A 16,532-nucleotide genomic window follows, 5' to 3' on the forward strand; every position below is an offset into this window, starting at 1 on the left:
CCCCTGGCTCCACACCTACAATCACCACCGCGGACACACCGCACTCGCAGGCAAACCACCCACCAGCCGCGTTCCCAACCTCACGGGCCAGAACAGCTAGGCCTACCTGAGCGGGAAGACCTCGAAGGCGACGGCGAAGCGCGTCCCGAGCCGGGTGCCCGCGCCGCGGCCGGCGCCCTCCAGGAAGCCGCGGGCGTCCGACATCCCGCCGCCGAGGCCGGCCAGGTACGCCTTGTGGGCCTCCAGCGAGGCGACGCCGCGGTCGAAGTGCTCGGTGGTGTCCACCGCGTGGGCGGACTCGGGCGAGGACGCCGCCCAGATCTGCCGCACGCCGTTCCACGGCTCGTGGCCCTCGTCGACCAGCTCGCGGAAGACCCAGCGGTTGCCCGCGTCCCGCACCGCGTCCAGGGTGGCCCGGCCGACGGCGATGTGGTCGGCCTGGTTGAGGAAGACCCCGCCCCAGGTGTCGCGGAAGTTGCTGGTGATCACGATGTCCGGGCGGTGCCGGCGGACGGCGCGGGCGATGTCGCGGCGCAGCGGCAGGCCGTACTCGACGACGCCGTCCGGGTGGCCGAGGAACTCGACGATGTCGACGCCGACGACGGCGGCGGAGGCGATCTGCTCGGCCTCGCGCAGCGGGCCGCACTGCTCGGGGTCCATGCCGTCGATGCCGGCCTCGCCGCTGGTGACCATCACGTAGACGACCTTCTTGCCCTGGTCCGTCCAGCGGGCGACGGCGGCGGCGCCGCCGTACTCCATGTCGTCGGGGTGGGCGACGACCACCAGGGCGGTCTGCCAGTCCTCGTCGACGGGTTCGAAGGGCGCGGGTGCCTGCTGCTCGGTCATCGTGGTGCTGCCTCTCCGTGGTGCCGGTGCGTGCAGTCGTGCAATCGCTCAGTCGTGCGGTCGTTCGGACATTCGGTCGTACCGGACGCGACTCTAGAAGATCACCGAACCGGCCGCCGGGCGATCGCGGCACACGGAGTGACGCGGCTTGCCCTTGACGCGCACGTCAGGGGTTAGCGTCCACGCACCGCACGTCCTCACCGCCTGGAGGCCGCTCATGCCGTCACTGCCCACCACCACCCGCGAGGTCCGGCTCGTCGCCGTCCCCGACGGCCTGCCCACCCCCGGCACCTTCGCCCTGGCCGAGGCCCCTCTGCCCGCCCCGGGCCCGGAGCAGGTGCTCGTCCGCAACCGGGCCTTCCTGGTCTACCCCGGCCTGCGCACCCTCGTCGGCGGCGCGTTCGAAGGCGCGCCGTTCACGTTCCGGCCGGGCGACCCGCTGGCCGGGCCCGCGGTCGGCGAGGTGCTGGCCGCACCGGCCGACGGCCCGCTGCGGCCGGGCGACCTCGTCACCCACCTGCTCGGCTGGCGCGACCACGCGGTGGCCGGGGCCGCCGCGTTCACCCGGGTGGACGACGGCTTCCCCGACCCGGTCGCCCTGCTCTCCCCCGGCCTCGCCGCGTACGGCGCGCTGACCCGCGCGACGACGGTGCGAGCGGGGGACGTCGTCCTGATCACCGGCGCGGCGGGGGCGGTCGGCACGGTGGCCGGGCAGGTGGCCCGGCTGCTCAGGGCCGCCCGGGTGATCGGCACCACCGGCTCGGCCGCCAAGGCGAAGCGGCTGACCGGGGAGTTCGGCTACGACGCCGTGCTGGTGCGCGGGGAGGGCCCGATCGCCGACCAGCTGGCCGCGGCCGCGCCCGACGGCGTCGACGTACTGCTGGACATGGTCGGCGGCGAGCAGCTGACGGCGGCCGTCGACGCCGCCCGCCCGGGGGCGCGGTTCGCGCTGATCGGGGCGCTCGGCGGGCAGATGGATCCGGCGCGCCGCGGCGCCGACGCGCCGGCCGTGGTGGACACCTTCCGGCTGCTCGCCCGCAACGTCACCGTGCACGGCATCGGCGGGCAGCGCTACGACGCGCTGGAGCCGGAGTGGCGCGGGCGGCTCGGCGAGTGGCTGCGCGGCGGGGAGTTGAGCGTGCCCAGGACGGTCCTCACGGGCATCGAGCAGGCGCCCGGAGCGTTGTCCCGGCTGATCGACGGTGACGTCTTCGGCACCACGGTCGTCGAACTGTAGGCGGGACGCGCCCGGGGAGGACGGATGGCCGGACGGATGAGGATCGGCGACGCGGCGGCGGCCGCGGGCACCACACCGCGGGCGCTGCGCTTCTACGAGGAGCGGGGCCTGCTTCCGCCGCCCGCCCGCACCGCCGCCGGCCAGCGCGAGTACGGGCCGGAGACGGTGACCCGGGTGCGGGTGATCCGCACGCTGCTGGCGCTCGGACTGACCGTCGAGGACCTGGCGAGCCGGGCGCACCGGCTGGACATGCTCGCCGGTGGACCCGCCGCGCAGCTGCGGGTCCACCGGCGAGTACGGGCCGGACACCTTCGAGCCGGTGATCGAGCAGCGGCTCGCCGTCCTGGACGCGGAGATCGCCCGGCTGACCCGGCTGCGCGAGAGCCTGGCGCGGCACACCGGGACCGACACCCCGTAGACCGAACCCCAGGAAGCTTCCAGAGAGTTCTCTGCAGAGACCCCTATGCAGAGAACTCTCTGCATCCTACGATCCAGACATGCCCACCGAAGAACCCCTCAAGCCCGAGCGGCCGGCGCGCCGGCTCGACGCCCGCAGCCTGCGCGGGCTCGCGCACCCCCTGCGCATGAAGATCTTCGAGCTGCTGAACCTCGACGGCCCGGCGACCGCCACCCGGCTCGCCGAGCGGCTCGGTGAGAACACCGGCACCGTCAGCTGGCACCTGCGCCACCTCGCCGAGCACGGGTTCATCGAGGAGGAGACCGGGCGCGGCACCAAGCGTGAGCGCTGGTGGCGGCGCGTCCCCGTCACCAACCGGCTCGAAACCAGCGACTTCCGGAACGACCCGGACACCCGTGGCGCGGTCTCGCTCTACCTGCGTGAACTCGTCGGGCAGTACTTCAATCGGGTCAACACGTACATCACCGAGGACTGGCCGGACGAGTGGCGCAACGCCGGCACCATCTCGGACTGGAGCCGACTGCGGCTGACGCCGGACCAGCTCCTGACGCTCAACAACGAACTGTTCGCCGTGATCCAGCGCCACCTGCCGGACGAGAACACCGAGCCGGACCCGGCAGCGCTGCCGGTCGTCGTCCAGCTCCAGTCCTTCCCGCGCCGTCCGCAGCCCGCCCCACCGGCCCAGCAGCCGGCGAAGCCCGACGGCACCAGCAGCACCGGCGACACCGACGACACCGGGAGCACCGAGTGAACCGCGACGCCACCGCCCCCCGCGGCCTGCTGCGCCGCCACCGCGACTTCCGGCTGCTCTGGTGCGGCGAGACGGCCGGCAAGTTCGGCGCCTCCGTCACCGGCGTCGCCATGCCGCTCATCGCCGTCTCCGAACTGCACGCCTCCACGTTCGAGATCGGCCTGCTCAGCGCCGCCTCCTGGGCGCCCTGGCTGGTCATGGGGCTGCCGGCCGGCGTCTGGGTGGACCGCTTACCGCGCCGCCCGGTCATGCTGGCCGCCGCGGGCGTCTCGCTCGCGCTGTTCGCAGCCGTCCCCGTCGCCGGGTGGGCGGGCCGGCTGAGCGTCGGACTGCTGCTGGCCGTCGCGCTGCTCACGGGCACCGCCGCCGTCTTCTTCCAGACCGCCTACACCGCCTACCTGCCCGATCTGCTCTCCCCCGCCGACCAGCCCGAGGGCAACGCCAAGCTGCACGGCAGCGCCTCCGCCGCCCAGATCGCCGGGCTCGGCTCCGGCGGCCTGATCGCCCAACTCGCCGGCGCCGCCAACGGCATGTTCGCGAACGCCGCGACCTTCCTGGTGTCCCTGCTCTGCCTGGGCCGCATCCGGCACCGCGAGACGCCGCCCCGGCCGGCCGCCGAGCGCGATCTGCGCCGCGAGGTCGGCGAGGGCCTGCGACTGCTCGCCGGGGACCCCTGGCTGCGCACCTTCACCCTGTTCGGCGCCGCCTCCAACCTGGCGCTGATGGGCTACCAGTCGATCCAGGTCGCCTTCCTGGTCCGCGAGGTCGGGCTCGCCCCGGGCACCGTCGGCGGACTGATCGCGACGGCCGGCAGCGGCGGCGTCCTCGGCGCGTTCGCGGCCCGGCGGGTCGCCGCCCGGATCGGCACGGCCCGGGCGATGATCCTCTTCGAGCTGGGCCTGCCCTCGCTCGCCCTGCTCATCCCGCTCACCGGCACCGGCGCGGGCGTGCTCTGCTACGCCGTCGGCGGCTTCGGCGTCGCGGCGGGCGTGGTCGCCGGAAACGTCGTCAAGTCCGGTTTCCAGCAGCGCTACTGCCCGCCCGAGCTGCTCGGCCGGATCGCCGCGAGCGCGGCCGTCCTCAGCTACGGCACCATCCCGCTCGGCGCCCTCCTCGCCGGCGCCCTCGGCACCGCCCTCGGCCTGCGCCCCGCCCTGTGGATCACCACGGCCGGTGTGCCCCTGGCGGCGCTCGTCCTCCTCCTCTCCCCCATCGGCCGCACCCGCGACCTCCCCACCACCCCCCATTCGCCCCCGAACCCCACCGCCCCGGCCCCCGAACCCGCCACCGCCTGACGGGCCGCAGGGACCGCACCCGGGCACGGCGCGCCGACCGGCGGCGGCCGGGGAAGCGCCCACGGACGGCTCGACGCCGTCGGCCACGGCCTGCTGATCACCGGCCGGCCCCACCCCTGGCCGACCACCACGACAGCCGGAGCGGTCCCCGGCTCCGCCACGATCGCGACCCCGCATCCGTGACGTCCATGGCGCTGCCGGTCAGCAGCCGCGCGGCCCGACGCCCGGCCGTCGGCAGCCGTTCCGTCAGGAGCGCGGGTGGCCGGGCGGCGGATGGATGCGCGCCGGGCAAGGCGAAGGGCCGAGCGCGTGCACCCCTGGGCTCACCCCCCCCGGCCGAACACCGGGGCAGACTCCCCGCAACCCCGCACCATCCGGCCACCAAGGCCGTCGACGACCGATCAGCACACGGCAAAGCGGCACCCGCGGCGCGGACAGCCCGGGCACCGGCGAGGGGGTGCTCCACGACGATTCCTGGCCGCGCGGCCGAGCGTGCCACGTGCGGGGGCTGTGGGTGCACGGCATGGCGCAGGATGACGCGCCGACCGGCCGGCTCTCCCCTGCGAAGTGACCAACCGCCGGGATGCGGCCACGGCCGACGGCAATGCCGCAGGCACGCGTGCCGTGGCCCGGCAGGTACGGGCAGCGGCCGTAGGTTGACGGCATGGCACAGGATGACGCGCCGGCCGGCCGGCTCTCCCCTCCGAAGTGGCTGACCGCCGGGATGCGGCCGCAGCCGGCGGCGGTGCCGTGGGCGGCGGTGGCCCGGGCCGCCGTGGCGCTGGCGGCGCCGTTGGCCGTCGGGCTGGCGGCGGGGCGGCCGGCGTACGGGGCGCTGGTGTCGATGGGCGCGCTGTCCGCCGTGATCGGCGACACCGCCGACGCCTACCGGATGCGGGTCTTCAACATCGCCGTGCCGCAGTTGTTCGGGGCGGTGGGGGTCGCCCTCGGCACGCTGGTGTTCGGGCGCGAGTGGGCCGCGGTCGCCGTCCTGACGCTGGTCGCTCTGGTCTCCGGGATGATCTCCTCGATCGGCTCGGTCGCCTCCGTCTCCGGCCTGCTGCTCCTGCTCAACGCCGTCGTCGGGGCCGGCCTGCCGATGCCGCACCCGTGGTGGAAGGCGCCGCTGCTCCTGCTCGCCGGCGGGGCGGTGGTGCTGCTGCTCACACTGTTCGCCTGGCCGCTGCGCGGTGGCCTGCCGGAGCGGGCGGCGGTGGCCGACAGCTACCGGGCCGTCGCCGCGTTCGTCCGCGCCGCCGGCACCCCGGAGCACGACGAACGGCGGCTGGCCGTCACCCGGTCGCTCAACGCCTCCTACGACCTGCTGCTCGCCCACCGCACCCGTCGGCACGGGCGCTCCCCCGGGCTGGCCCATCTGATCGCCCGGCTCAACGCGCTGATACCGGTCGTCGAGGCGGCCTCCGCCGCGAAGCTGCGCCCGGCCCGGCTCGGCCCGCTGCCGGAGGCCTACCCGGCCGCCGTGCTGACGCTCGCCGACGCCGTCGAACGCGGCCGGACCGCCGCCGCCCCCGCACCGGGCGACGACCCCGCCGGCCTCCTCGCCCTGCCGGCGCCCACCGGCCCGTCGGAACGGGCGCTCGACCAGGCCCTGCGCTACGCGGCCGCCGTCGGCGCCGAGCCCGGGCCCGCGGACGCCGCCGTCCCCGACCGGCTCGGCCGCCCCGCCGCCCCCGGCGAGCGGGCCCGGCGCACCGCCCGGGCGGCGCTGCTCTCCGGCGCGTCCTGGCGGTACGGGCTGCGGCTGGCGCTCTGCATCGGCCTGGCCCAGGCGCTGGTCTCGGTGTTGCCGGTGCCCCGGTCGTACTGGGTCGCGCTGACCGTCACCTTCGTCCTGAAGCCGGACTTCGGTTCGGTGTTCTCGCGCGCCGTGCTGCGCGCCTTCGGCACCGCGCTCGGCCTGCTGATCGCCATCCCGGTGCTCGCCGAGGTGCCGCGCGGCTGGTGGGACGTGCCGACCGTCGCGGTGCTGGCCGCGCTGATCCCGGCGTTCTCGGCGAAGGGCTACGCCTTCCAGACGGCGGCCATCACACCGGTCATCCTGCTGCTCTCCGATCTGCTCAACCACGAGGGCTTCGGCCTGGTGCTGCCCCGGCTGTACGACTCGCTGATCGGCTGCGGGATCGCGCTGCTGGCCGGCTACCTGTGCTGGCCGGAGTCCTGGCACACCCGGATCGGCGACCGGCTGGCCGACGCCGTCGCGGACGCCTCCGCGTACGTGGCGCTGGCCTTCTCCGGTGCCCCGGGGCGCGACCAGCCGTCCCGGCCGCGCCGGCGCCGGCGGCTCTACCGGGACCTGTCGGCGGTCCGCTCCGAGTTCCAGCGCGCGCTCACCGAGCCGCCGCCGACCGGCACCCGGGCGGCGGCCTGGTGGCCGCTGGTGATCGCGGTGGAACGGGTGGTGGAGGCAACCACCGCGACCCGGGTACGGATCGAGCACGGGGTCCCGGCGCCGTCGCCGCAGGAGGTCGCCGCCATCGCCGACGACCTCGCGGCCCTGGCCGAGGCCCTGCGCACCGGCGCGCCGCTGCCCGCCGCGCCCAAGGACGCCACCGCCGACGACGTCCTCGCCCCCCTGCGCCGCGAGGTCCGCGCGGCCTGTGCCATCGCCTCCCCGGTGCTCGGCTGACGGACGGACGGAAGGACGGAAGGACGGAAGGACGGCAGCACGGCAGGACGACAGCACGGCAGGACGGACGCCGGGCGCGCTCAGTCCTGGATCCGCCGCCACGGCCGGTCCGCCTCCAGGGCGAACGCCAACTCCAGGAGGACCCGCTCCTCCCCGTGGGCCGCCGAGAGGTGGACGCCGATCGGCAGGCCCTCGGGGCTCGCGCCGGCCGGCAGGGCGATGGCGGGGCCGCCGGTGACGTTGTTGACCGGGGTGAAGGCGACGTAGCGGGTGAGCCGCTCGATCAGCTCCTCGAACGCGACGTTCGGGCTCAGGTGGCCGATCGGCGGCGCCACGTGCGCCAGCACCGGCGAGAGGACCACATCGTGCGTGCGGAACATGTCCGTGTACGTCCGCTCGGCCGCGCGCAGCCGCCGCACCACGCCCGGCACCCGGGCGAACTCGCGGTGGAAGACCCGCCGCAGGCCCGTGGTGAGCCCGTCCAGCCGGGCCGCCCGGAAGCCGGGGTCGACGGTCAGCCGGCCGGTGGTGGCGATCAGGAAGGCGATGTAGCCCCAGTAGAGGATGAAGTCCCGGGAGAACTCCGCCCCGAACGGCAACCGCACCGGCGTCACCTCGTGGCCCAGCGCCGCGAGCCGGGCGGCCGTCTCCTCGACCGCCGCCCGGGTCGGGCCGTCGGTGGGCGCCGTCGGGGAGTCCAGCGCCAGGCCGATCCGCAGCCGGCGCGCGCCGGGGCCCTCGACCAGGCCGAGCGGGGGCAGCGCGGGGTTGCGGTGGTGGCGTTCGGCGGCGGCGAAGAAGGCGGCGGTGTCGCGGACGGAGCGGGTCAGCACGCCGTCGGTGACCAGGTCGACCGGCAGCCGGCGGCCCTGGGCGTTGGGCACCAGCCGGCCACGGGTGGGCTTGAGGCCGACCAGGCCGCAGCAGGCGGCGGGGATCCGGATCGAGCCGCCGCCGTCGTTGGCGTGCGCGATCGGGACGACGCCGGAGGCGACCAAGGCCGCCGCGCCGCCGGAGGAGGCGCCCGGGGAGTGCGAGGTCCGCCACGGGTTGCGGACCGGGCGGGCGGTGGCGTACTCGGTGGAGGCGTTGAGGCCGAACTCCGGCAGCCTGGTCTTGCCGAGGACGGCCAGGCCGGTGCCGAGGAACTGCTCGGTGAAGCCGGCGGTGCGCCGGGCGGGCTTGGCGCGGAAGGCCGAACTGCCCTGGCCGGTGGGCATGCCGCGCAGGTCGGTGTTGTCCTTGAGGTAGCTGGGCACGCCGTAGAGCGGCGTGTCCGCCCCCGCCCCGTCCACGCCGTGCGGCCGCCCGTACGCGGCGAAGGCGACCGGGGCGAGCGCGGCGTCGACCCGTTGGGCGCGGGCCGCGGCGGCCGCCGCCAGTTCGGCGGGGCTCACCTCGCCGGACCGCACCAGGGCGGCCAGGGCCACCGCGTCGTGCTCCCCCAGCGCGTCGTCCCCGTAGGCGTGCACCCGCTCGTCGGCCATCCGGACTCCCCATCCCTGCCAGTCGGTGGCGGCACCCGGCCCGGCTCCCGCCTACCCGTCGGTAATGCCGCGTGAGCTGAGCAGTCTAGGACGCACACCGTCGCGCGGAACAGCCCGGCGTGGCGCGGGCACGATCGCACCGTGCCGCCCGTTCGCCCCTGCGACGCTTCTGGGATCCCGACCGCCGGGCCCGACCCCCGGCGGCCCGCGTCAGCACCGTCACCACCGAAAGCTGGTCCGCATGATCGAGCTCGACTTCGACGGCAACGGCTTCCGCCGCAACGGCGCGCCGCACCGGATCGTCTCCGGCGCGCTGCACTACTTCCGGGTCCACCCCGACCTGTGGGACGACCGGCTGGCCCGGCTGCGCGCGCTGGGCGTCAACACGGTGGACACCTACATCCCCTGGAACTTCCACGAACTCCCCGGCGGTGAGCCGGACTTCACCGGCTGGCGGGACATCGCCCGGTTCGCCCGGCTGGCCGAGCGGCACGGCCTGGACGTCATCCTCCGCCCCGGCCCGTACATCTGCGCCGAGTGGGAGTTCGGCGGCCTGCCCGCGCGGCTGCTGGCCGCGGACGGGATCCGGCTGCGCAGCTCCGACCCCGTCTTCCTCGCCGCGGTGGACGGCTGGTTCGACGCCCTGGTACCCGAGTTGCTGCCGCTGCTGGGCAGCCGGGGCGGCCCGGTGGTGGCCGTCCAGGTGGAGAACGAGTACGGGAGCTACGGCAACGACGCCGCCTACCTGGCGCACCTGCGCGACGGACTGGTGGCCCGCGGGGTGGACTGCCTGCTGTTCACCGCCGACGGCTCCGAGGACCTCATGCAGCAGGGCGGCGCGATCCCGGGCCTGCTGGCCACCGCCACCTTCGGCTCCCGCGCCCCCGAGCGCTTCGAGGTGCTGCGCCGCCAACAGCCCCAAGGGCCGCTGGCGGCCATGGAGTTCTGGATCGGCTGGTTCGACCGGATCGGCGATCCGCACCACGTCCGGGACGCCAAGGAGGCCGCGGAGTCACTGGACGAACTGCTCGCCACCGGCGCCTCGGTGAACCTCTACATGGCGCACGGCGGCACCAACTTCGGCCTCTGGGCGGGCGCCAACCACTCCGGCACCGGACCGGACACCGCCGGCTTCGAGCCGACCACCACCAGCTACGACTACGACGCGCCGATCGGCGAGGCGGGCGAGCTGACCGAGAAGTTCCACACCCTGCGGACCGTCATCGGCAAGTACGTACCGCTCCCGGACGTCGAACTCCCGGCCCCACCACCCCGGTTGGCGCCGCGCCGGCTCGACCGGGCGACCGGCCGGGCCCGCCTGCTCGACTCCCTCGACGCGCTCTCCACGCCCGTCCACCGCCCGACCCCCGAGCCGATGGAGCGCCTCGGCCAGTCGCTCGGCCTGATCCACTACCGCACCCGCGTCCCCGGCCCGCGCCCCGAACTGCCCCTGCGCGTCGACGGCATCGGCGACCGCGCCCAGGTCTTCGCCGAGGGCCGCCCGCTCGGCGTCCTCGACCGCAACCGTCCGGGCGAGACCCTGCCGCTGGCCACCGGCCCGGCCGGCGTCACCCTGGACATCCTGGTCGAGGCGCTCGGCCGCGCCAACTACGGCCCCCAGCTGGACGACCGCAAGGGCATCCGGCGCGGCGTCTCGCACGAACGCCAACGCCTGCACACCTGGGAGATCCGCCCGCTGCCGCTCACCGACCTCGGCCCCCTGGCCTTCCACGACACCCTCGACACCGCCGACGGCGACCCTGCCTTCCACCGCTTCGAGACCGACCTGGACGCCCCCGCCGACGCCTTCGTCGCCCTCCCCGACTGGGGCCGCGGCCTGCTCTGGCTGAACGGCTTCCTGCTCGGCCGCCACACCGACGAGGGCCCCCAGCGCACCCTCTACGCCCCCGCCCCGCTCTGGCGGCCGGGCCGCAACACCCTCGTCGTCCTCGAACTGGCCCGCCACGGCGATTCGTTGGAACTGCGCGACGAACCCGACCTCGGCCCCACCACCCGCGCCCCCAGCGCCGACTACTGAGCCCGCGCCCGGGGGGCGGGCGATCCACCCGCCCCCCGGGCCCCGGACCGACGGCGGGCTGTTCGACGGCGGGCTACTCGACGGTGACGCTCTTGGCGAGGTTGCGGGGCTTGTCGACGTCGCGCTTCAGGGCGACGGCGGCGTGGTAGGCGAGCAGCTGGAGCGGGATGTTGAGGAGCAGCGGGTCCAGCTCGGGCTCGCTCTTGGGGACCAGCACGCAGTGGTCGGCGAGCCTGGCCTCGGGGCGGCGGTGGGCGATGGCGAGGACCCGGCCGGCGCGGGCCTTGATCTCGCCGAGGGTGGTGAGGTTCTTGTCGAGCAGCTCGTCGTCCGGGACCAGCGCGACGGTGGGCAGCTCGGCGCTGATCAGGGCCAGCGGGCCGTGCTTCAGCTCGCTCGCCGGGTAGGCCTCGGCGTGCACGTAGGAGATCTCCTTGAGCTTCTGCGCGCCCTCGCGGGCGACCGGGTAGCCGCGCACCCGGCCGATGAACATCATCCCGGTGGAGTCGGCGTACTCGGCGGCGAGGGCGGCGATCTCCTCGCTCTGCGCGAGGACCTCGCGGATCTGGCCGGGCAGCGCCTTGAGGGCGGAGACGATCCGGCGGCCGTCGGCGGGCGAGAGGTCGTGGATCCGGCCGAAGTGCAGGGCGAGCAGGGCGAAGGCGACGACGGTGGAGGTGAACGCCTTGGTGGAGGCGACCGAGATCTCCGGGCCTGCGTGCAGGTAGATGCCGCCGTCGCACTCGCGGGCGATGGCGCTGCCGACGGTGTTGACGACGCCGAGCACCCGGCCGCCCTTGCGCTTGACCTCCTGGACGGCGGCGAGGGTGTCGTAGGTCTCGCCCGACTGGCTGACCGCGATGTAGAGGGTGTCGGCCTCGATGACCGGGTTGCGGTAGCGGAACTCGGAGGCGGGCTCGCTGTGCGCGGGGATGCGGGCCAGCTCCTCGATGAGCTGGGCGCCCATCTCGCCGGCGTAGTAGGCGGAGCCGCAGCCGAGGATCTTCACCCGGCGGATCTCGCGCAGCTCGCGGGCGTCCAGGTTGAGGCCGCCGAGGTGGGCGGTGGCGAACCGCTCGTCGAGGCGGCCGCTGAGGGTGCGCTCGACGGAGCCGGGCTGCTCGTGGATCTCCTTGAGCAGGAAGTGGTCGTAGCCGCCGGTGTCGTAGGAGTCGATCTCCCAGTCGACGGTGGACGGCTGGCGGTGGGTGGTGCGGGCGTCCTCGGTGAAGGTGCGGAAGCCGTCGGCACGCACGGTGGCCAGCTCGCCGTCCTCCAGGTGGACGACCTGGCGGGTGTAGCGGACCAGGGCGGAGACGTCGGAGGCGACGAACATCTCCTTCTCGCCGATGCCGAGCACGATCGGGCTGCCGTTGCGGGCGACCACGACGCGGTCGGGCTGCCGGGCGTCGAGGACGGCGATGCCGTAGGTGCCGACCACCTTGGCGAGGGCGGACCGTACGGCGTCCTCCAGTTCGCCGCCCTCGGCGGCGTGGGCGGCGACCAGGTGGGCGAGCACCTCGGTGTCGGTCTCGGAGCGGAAGACCGCGCCGTCGGCGGTGAGGCGGGCGCGCAGTTCGTCGGCGTTCTCGATGATGCCGTTGTGGACGACGGCGATGCGCTCGGCGTTGTCCAGGTGCGGGTGGGCGTTGGCGTCGCTGGGGACGCCGTGGGTGGCCCAGCGGGTGTGGCCGATGCCGGTGGTGCCCTTGAAGCGGGCGGGGACGTCGGCGGCGAGGTCGGCGACCCGGCCCTTGACCTTGCGGACCTTGATGCCACCGGTGCGCCCGGCGACGGCGACGCCGGCCGAGTCGTAGCCGCGGTACTCCAGCCGGGCGAGGCCCTCCAGCAGGAAGGGCGTCGCGTCCTTGGGGCCGATGTAGGCCACGATTCCGCACATGGTGGACTCCTTGGTTGCGTGAGAACGAGGGCGGCCGGGCGGGCCGTGCCGACAAGACCTGAACGCGCGCCCGTCACCGAGCGGGAGAGCCCGTCAGCCGTAGACGATCCGGCGCAGCTGGCGGGCCGAGAGCCCGGGCGCCGCGACCCGGCGGGCGGGCAGCTCCTCGGCGAGCCGGGCGAAGATCCGCTCGTTGGTCAGGCCGCGTGCCTGCAGTTCGCCGTGGCGGCGCCGGACGTACTCCTCGGTGGTCTCGGAGAAGTACGCCAGCACCTCCGCCACCACCCGCGCCGCCTCCCGGGGCCCGAGCGGGCTGGTCCGGGTGAGGTGGGCGAGCAGGTCTTCGTGAGGGTGCGAGGGACCGGGCGAGCTGGACACGAGTGGGGAGCCTAGGCGCCCCTCCGCCGAAAGATCAAAGATCCTGCCCGAAATCGGGCAGGATCCCGCCGTGTTCGAAGCATGAACGGGGGTCTTGAAGCCGCACGGGTGACCACGTAGCGTGATGACTTGCTCACACACCGGGGGGCCGGGGGAGGAACGGGAGCGTCGGAAGAGTGTCGGAAGAACCGGAGGCTTGCTGATGTGCGGGATCACCGGATGGGTCGCCTACGACCGCGACCTGACCCTCGAACAAGCGGTGCTCGACGCCATGACGGACACCCAGCTCTGCCGCGGCCCGGACGCCGGCGGCGTCCACCTGGAGCGGCACGCCGCGCTGGGCCACCGCCGCCTCGCCGTGATCGACCCGGAGGACGGCGTCCAGCCGATGACGGCCGAGCACGACGGCCGGCTGCTGGCCGCCCTCAGCTACAGCGGGGAGGTGTACAACCACCACGAGCTGCGCGCCGAACTGGAGGCCGCCGGGCACCGCTTCCGCACCCGCAGCGACACCGAGGTGGTGCTGCGCGCCTACCTGGAGTGGGGCGAACACCTGGCCGAGCGGCTCAACGGCATGTTCGCCTTCGCCGTCTGGGACGCCCGTACCGAGGAGCTGCTGCTGGTCCGCGACCGGATGGGCGTCAAACCGCTGCACTACCACCCAACACCGGACGGCGTGGTCTTCGGCTCCGAGCCGAAGGCACTGCTCGCCCACCCCGCGGTACGCCCGGTGGTGGACCTGGACGGGCTGCGCGAACTGCTCGCGCTGACCCGTACCCCGGGGCTCACCCCCTACCGCGGCATCGCCGAGGTCCGGCCGGGCCACGTGGTCCGGGTGCGGCGCCAGGGCCTCACCGAACGGCGCTACTGGGCGCTGGAGGCCCGCGAGCACACCCAGGACCTGGCCACCACGATCGGCACCGTCCGGGCACTGCTGGAGGACATCGTCCACCGCCAGCTGGAGGCCGACGTCCCGCTCTGCTCGCTGCTCTCCGGCGGCCTGGACTCCAGCGCGGTCACCGCCCTGGCCGCCCGGTCGCTGCGCGCCGCCGGCGCCGGACCGGTGCGCTCCTTCGCGGTCGACTTCACCGGCCACTCCGAGCACTTCGCCCCGGACGCCGTGCGCACCACCCCCGACGGCCCGTACGCGGAGATGCTCGCCCGGCACGTCGGCGCCGAGCACCGGGTGATCGAGCTGGACTGCGCCGCCATCGGCGACCCGGCGCAGCGGCTCGCCACCCTGCGCGCCCGGGACCTGCCGGGCGGCGTCGGGGACATGGACGCCTCGCTGCTGCTGCTCTTCCGCGGGGTGCGCGAGCGCTCCACGGTGGCGTTGTCCGGCGAGTCCGCGGACGAGCTGTTCGGCGGCTACCGCTGGTTCCACGACCCGGAGATGGTCGGAACGGACGACTTCCCGTGGGCGGCCGTGCTGAGCAGCCTCGGCGGCACCGGCAGCGGACCGCGCGAACAGCTGCTCGACCGGGGGCTGCTCGGCAAGCTCGACCTGCCCGGCTACCGGCAGGCCCGCTACCGGGAGGCCCTCGCCGAGGTCCCGCACCTGCCGGCCGCCGACCCGCTCGAACGGCGGATGCGGGAGGTGTCGTACCTCAACCTGACCCGTTTCGTCCGCATCCTGCTGGACCGCAAGGACCGGATGAGCATGGCCACCGGTCTGGAGGTGCGGGTGCCGTTCTGCGACCACCGGCTGGTGCAGTACGTCTTCAACACGCCGTGGTCGATGAAGTACTTCGACGGCCGGGAGAAGAGCCTGCTGCGCGCGGCCGTACGGGACGTGCTGCCGGACGAGATCGCCGACCGGATGAAGAGCCCCTACCCGATCGTGCAGGACCCGCGCTATCCGCAGCTGCTGCGCGCCGAACTCGCCGCACTGGCCGCCGACCCCGGCTCCCCCGGCCTCGCGCTGCTGGACCGGCGGGCACTGTCGGACGCCCTCGCGCCCGACACCGATCCGCAGTCGGTGCGGCTGGCGACCGATCTGGCCCTGGACCTCGACGCGTGGCTGACCGAGTACCAGGTCTCGCTGGAGCTCTGAGACGGGTGACCGGGCGGCGCGGGCACCGCCGCACCGCCCGGCCCCGCGCCGGGCCCGTGCGGCGCGCGCCACCGTCCGTGACCAGCCGCCATCCCGCCTCGTTGACCAGGAGGGGCGTGCGATAGCGTCGCCGACACCTCCCGAATGGCGGCCGATAACACGGAATACCGAGCCCGTGCCGTCAGGATGGGGAGAGTCCCGTCCGTCTCGATCCGCCGGGGGATCTCCGTCATGCAACCGCGAGCCTTCGCGATCGTCACCGCCCTGCTGCTCGGGGTCCTCGGCCTGGGGTCGGTGGCCGTCACCGACTGGACGCCCGAGCCGGTCACCGCCGCGGTGGCCGAGCCGGCCGCCCCCGGGCCCGGCGCCCCCGCCGGCACGGCGGCCGTCGGCGCCGCGCAGCCGGCCGCGGGCGCCACCGCGAGCGCCGACCCGGCGGTGTGGACCCGCTCGACGCTGCGCAACAAGCTGATGGCCGAGATGGAGGCCACCGACCCCGGCATCGCCCTGGCCGAGCTCGACAGGATCACCAAGCAGCTGCCGTACACCGTCCGGTTCTGCCACCCGATCGCCCACGAGCTCGGGCACGCGGCGGTGAAGCGCTTCAACGCCGACTTCCAGAAGGTCATCTCCTTCCCGCACGAGACCTGCGCGGCCGGCTATCTGCACGGCGCCGTCGAGGAGATGCTCAACGCCTCCACCCAGCCGGAGACCGACCTGGTCAAGCTCTGCGCGCCCAGGAACAGCGGCCCGTGCATCCACGGTGTCGGCCACGGCACGATGTTCGTCGCCAAGCAGGACGTCGCCAAGGCGCGCGAGCTGTGCAACACCTTCACCACCGACCAGAACCGGATCCGCTGCTCCGAGGGCCTGTTCATGCAGCTCTTCGGCCCGGACGAGGAGGACGAGAAGGCGAAGGCCAACCTCCCCGCCGACAAGCTCGCCCAGGACCCGCTCTACCCGTGCAAGGAGCAGCCGGCGCTGTTCCAGTCCGCCTGCTTCTTCTACGCGCCGACCTTCTACCTCTCCTCGCACGACTACCCGAACCACCCCGAGGTGTACGCCGAGGCCCTGAAGTGGTGCCTGAACGGCAAGGCCTCCGGCGGGTCGGTGGACTGCAGCCGGGGTGTGGGCTCGCGCACCATGAAGTACAACCTGGACCGCGAGGACTGGGCCGCCCAGCAGTGCGCGACCGCCGCGGACGGCTGGCAGCGCAAGGCCTGCGCGGAGGGCCTGGTCAGCTACTACACGGTGAACTACACGGACGCGGGGGCGGCCGGCCGGCTCTGCGCCAAGTTCGGCGACAAGGAGATGCAGGGCTACTGCCGCTCGGCGGGCGGGCTGTCCGCCTCGCTGGACTGACCGGCCTACCGGCCTGACCGGCCTGACCGCACCCGCTGTCCCATCTGCCGGGCCCGCGCCGCACGGCGCGGGCCCGCTTCCGTAGGATCGCGGGGATTCGGGTGCGCCGAGGACGCCGCG

The 16,532-nt window shown here is 74.6% G+C and carries 12 protein-coding genes and 1 pseudogene; 9 read left to right on the forward strand and 4 right to left on the reverse strand.

What is annotated here, in order from left to right; translation table 11 throughout:
- Positions 1-102: 102 nt before the first annotated feature.
- Positions 103-846 carry a PIG-L deacetylase family protein gene (locus tag ACFZBX_RS28215; protein ID WP_391536608.1) on the reverse strand — a complete coding sequence of 248 codons (744 nt, stop codon included), beginning with the start codon at positions 844-846 and terminating at the stop codon, positions 103-105.
- Positions 847-1,063: 217 nt separating this feature from the next.
- Here ACFZBX_RS28215 and ACFZBX_RS28220 point away from each other — a divergent pair, with 217 nt between their 5' ends.
- The 6 genes and pseudogenes from ACFZBX_RS28220 (at position 1,064) to ACFZBX_RS28245 (ending at position 7,194) form a co-directional block, all read left to right on the forward strand.
- Positions 1,064-2,083, forward strand: coding sequence for an MDR family NADP-dependent oxidoreductase (locus tag ACFZBX_RS28220; RefSeq protein WP_391536609.1), 1,020 nt, complete (start codon positions 1,064-1,066; stop codon positions 2,081-2,083).
- A gap of 36 nt (positions 2,084-2,119) precedes the next feature.
- A pseudogene (locus ACFZBX_RS28225) lies at positions 2,120-2,248 on the forward strand (MerR family DNA-binding transcriptional regulator); the annotation flags it as partial.
- A 94-nt stretch (positions 2,249-2,342) separates the two neighbouring features.
- Positions 2,343-2,501, forward strand: coding sequence for a hypothetical protein (locus ACFZBX_RS28230; protein ID WP_391536704.1), 159 nt, complete (start codon positions 2,343-2,345; stop codon positions 2,499-2,501).
- Between the two features lie 79 nt (positions 2,502-2,580).
- A complete protein-coding gene (locus ACFZBX_RS28235; RefSeq protein ID WP_391536610.1) occupies positions 2,581-3,252 on the forward strand; it encodes an ArsR/SmtB family transcription factor in 672 nt (223 codons plus the stop codon).
- Positions 3,249-4,547: an MFS transporter gene (locus tag ACFZBX_RS28240; protein ID WP_391536611.1), complete on the forward strand. Its 1,299-nt coding sequence runs from the start codon at positions 3,249-3,251 to the stop codon at positions 4,545-4,547. The genes ACFZBX_RS28235 and ACFZBX_RS28240 overlap by 4 nt, the downstream gene beginning before the upstream one ends.
- 664 nt (positions 4,548-5,211) lie before the next feature.
- Positions 5,212-7,194, forward strand: a complete 1,983-nt coding sequence (locus ACFZBX_RS28245) for an FUSC family protein (RefSeq protein WP_391536613.1) — start codon at positions 5,212-5,214, stop codon at positions 7,192-7,194.
- 80 nt (positions 7,195-7,274) lie between these two features.
- On the opposite strand, the gene ACFZBX_RS28250 is transcribed toward ACFZBX_RS28245, so the two are convergent.
- A complete protein-coding gene (locus ACFZBX_RS28250) occupies positions 7,275-8,681 on the reverse strand; it encodes an amidase (RefSeq protein ID WP_391536614.1) in 1,407 nt (468 codons plus the stop codon).
- Positions 8,682-8,922: 241 nt separating this feature from the next.
- On the opposite strand from ACFZBX_RS28250, the gene ACFZBX_RS28255 reads away from it, so the two are divergent.
- Positions 8,923-10,719, forward strand: coding sequence for a beta-galactosidase family protein (locus ACFZBX_RS28255; protein WP_391536615.1), 1,797 nt, complete (start codon positions 8,923-8,925; stop codon positions 10,717-10,719).
- 73 nt (positions 10,720-10,792) lie between these two features.
- Here the strand turns inward: ACFZBX_RS28255 and glmS are convergent, their stop codons facing one another.
- Positions 10,793-12,619, reverse strand: coding sequence for a glutamine--fructose-6-phosphate transaminase (isomerizing) (gene glmS, locus ACFZBX_RS28260; RefSeq protein ID WP_391536616.1), 1,827 nt, complete (start codon positions 12,617-12,619; stop codon positions 10,793-10,795).
- 93 nt (positions 12,620-12,712) lie between these two features.
- Positions 12,713-12,997 carry a hypothetical protein gene (locus tag ACFZBX_RS28265; RefSeq protein WP_327683601.1) on the reverse strand — a complete coding sequence of 95 codons (285 nt, stop codon included), beginning with the start codon at positions 12,995-12,997 and terminating at the stop codon, positions 12,713-12,715.
- Positions 12,998-13,199: 202 nt separating this feature from the next.
- Here ACFZBX_RS28265 and asnB point away from each other — a divergent pair, with 202 nt between their 5' ends.
- A complete protein-coding gene (gene asnB / locus ACFZBX_RS28270; RefSeq protein WP_391536617.1) occupies positions 13,200-15,050 on the forward strand; it encodes an asparagine synthase (glutamine-hydrolyzing) in 1,851 nt (616 codons plus the stop codon).
- Between the two features lie 231 nt (positions 15,051-15,281).
- Positions 15,282-16,412, forward strand: coding sequence for a hypothetical protein (locus tag ACFZBX_RS28275; protein ID WP_391536618.1), 1,131 nt, complete (start codon positions 15,282-15,284; stop codon positions 16,410-16,412).
- Positions 16,413-16,532 lie beyond the last annotated feature (120 nt).

It is taken from the genome of Kitasatospora sp. NPDC008115 (assembly GCF_042957205.1).
In the GTDB taxonomy this organism is placed as follows: domain Bacteria; phylum Actinomycetota; class Actinomycetes; order Streptomycetales; family Streptomycetaceae; genus Kitasatospora.

Coding starts and splice junctions, on each gene's coding strand:
- ACFZBX_RS28250 (WP_391536614.1), bottom strand. CDS start 8,681: ATGGCCGACGAGCGGGTGCACGCCTACGGGGACGACGCGCTGGGGGAG.
- ACFZBX_RS28215 (WP_391536608.1), bottom strand. CDS start 846: ATGACCGAGCAGCAGGCACCCGCGCCCTTCGAACCCGTCGACGAGGAC.
- glmS (WP_391536616.1), bottom strand. CDS start 12,619: ATGTGCGGAATCGTGGCCTACATCGGCCCCAAGGACGCGACGCCCTTC.
- ACFZBX_RS28255 (WP_391536615.1), top strand. CDS start 8,923: ATGATCGAGCTCGACTTCGACGGCAACGGCTTCCGCCGCAACGGCGCG.
- ACFZBX_RS28275 (WP_391536618.1), top strand. CDS start 15,282: ATGCAACCGCGAGCCTTCGCGATCGTCACCGCCCTGCTGCTCGGGGTC.
- ACFZBX_RS28245 (WP_391536613.1), top strand. CDS start 5,212: ATGGCACAGGATGACGCGCCGGCCGGCCGGCTCTCCCCTCCGAAGTGG.
- ACFZBX_RS28235 (WP_391536610.1), top strand. CDS start 2,581: ATGCCCACCGAAGAACCCCTCAAGCCCGAGCGGCCGGCGCGCCGGCTC.
- asnB (WP_391536617.1), top strand. CDS start 13,200: ATGTGCGGGATCACCGGATGGGTCGCCTACGACCGCGACCTGACCCTC.
- ACFZBX_RS28220 (WP_391536609.1), top strand. CDS start 1,064: ATGCCGTCACTGCCCACCACCACCCGCGAGGTCCGGCTCGTCGCCGTC.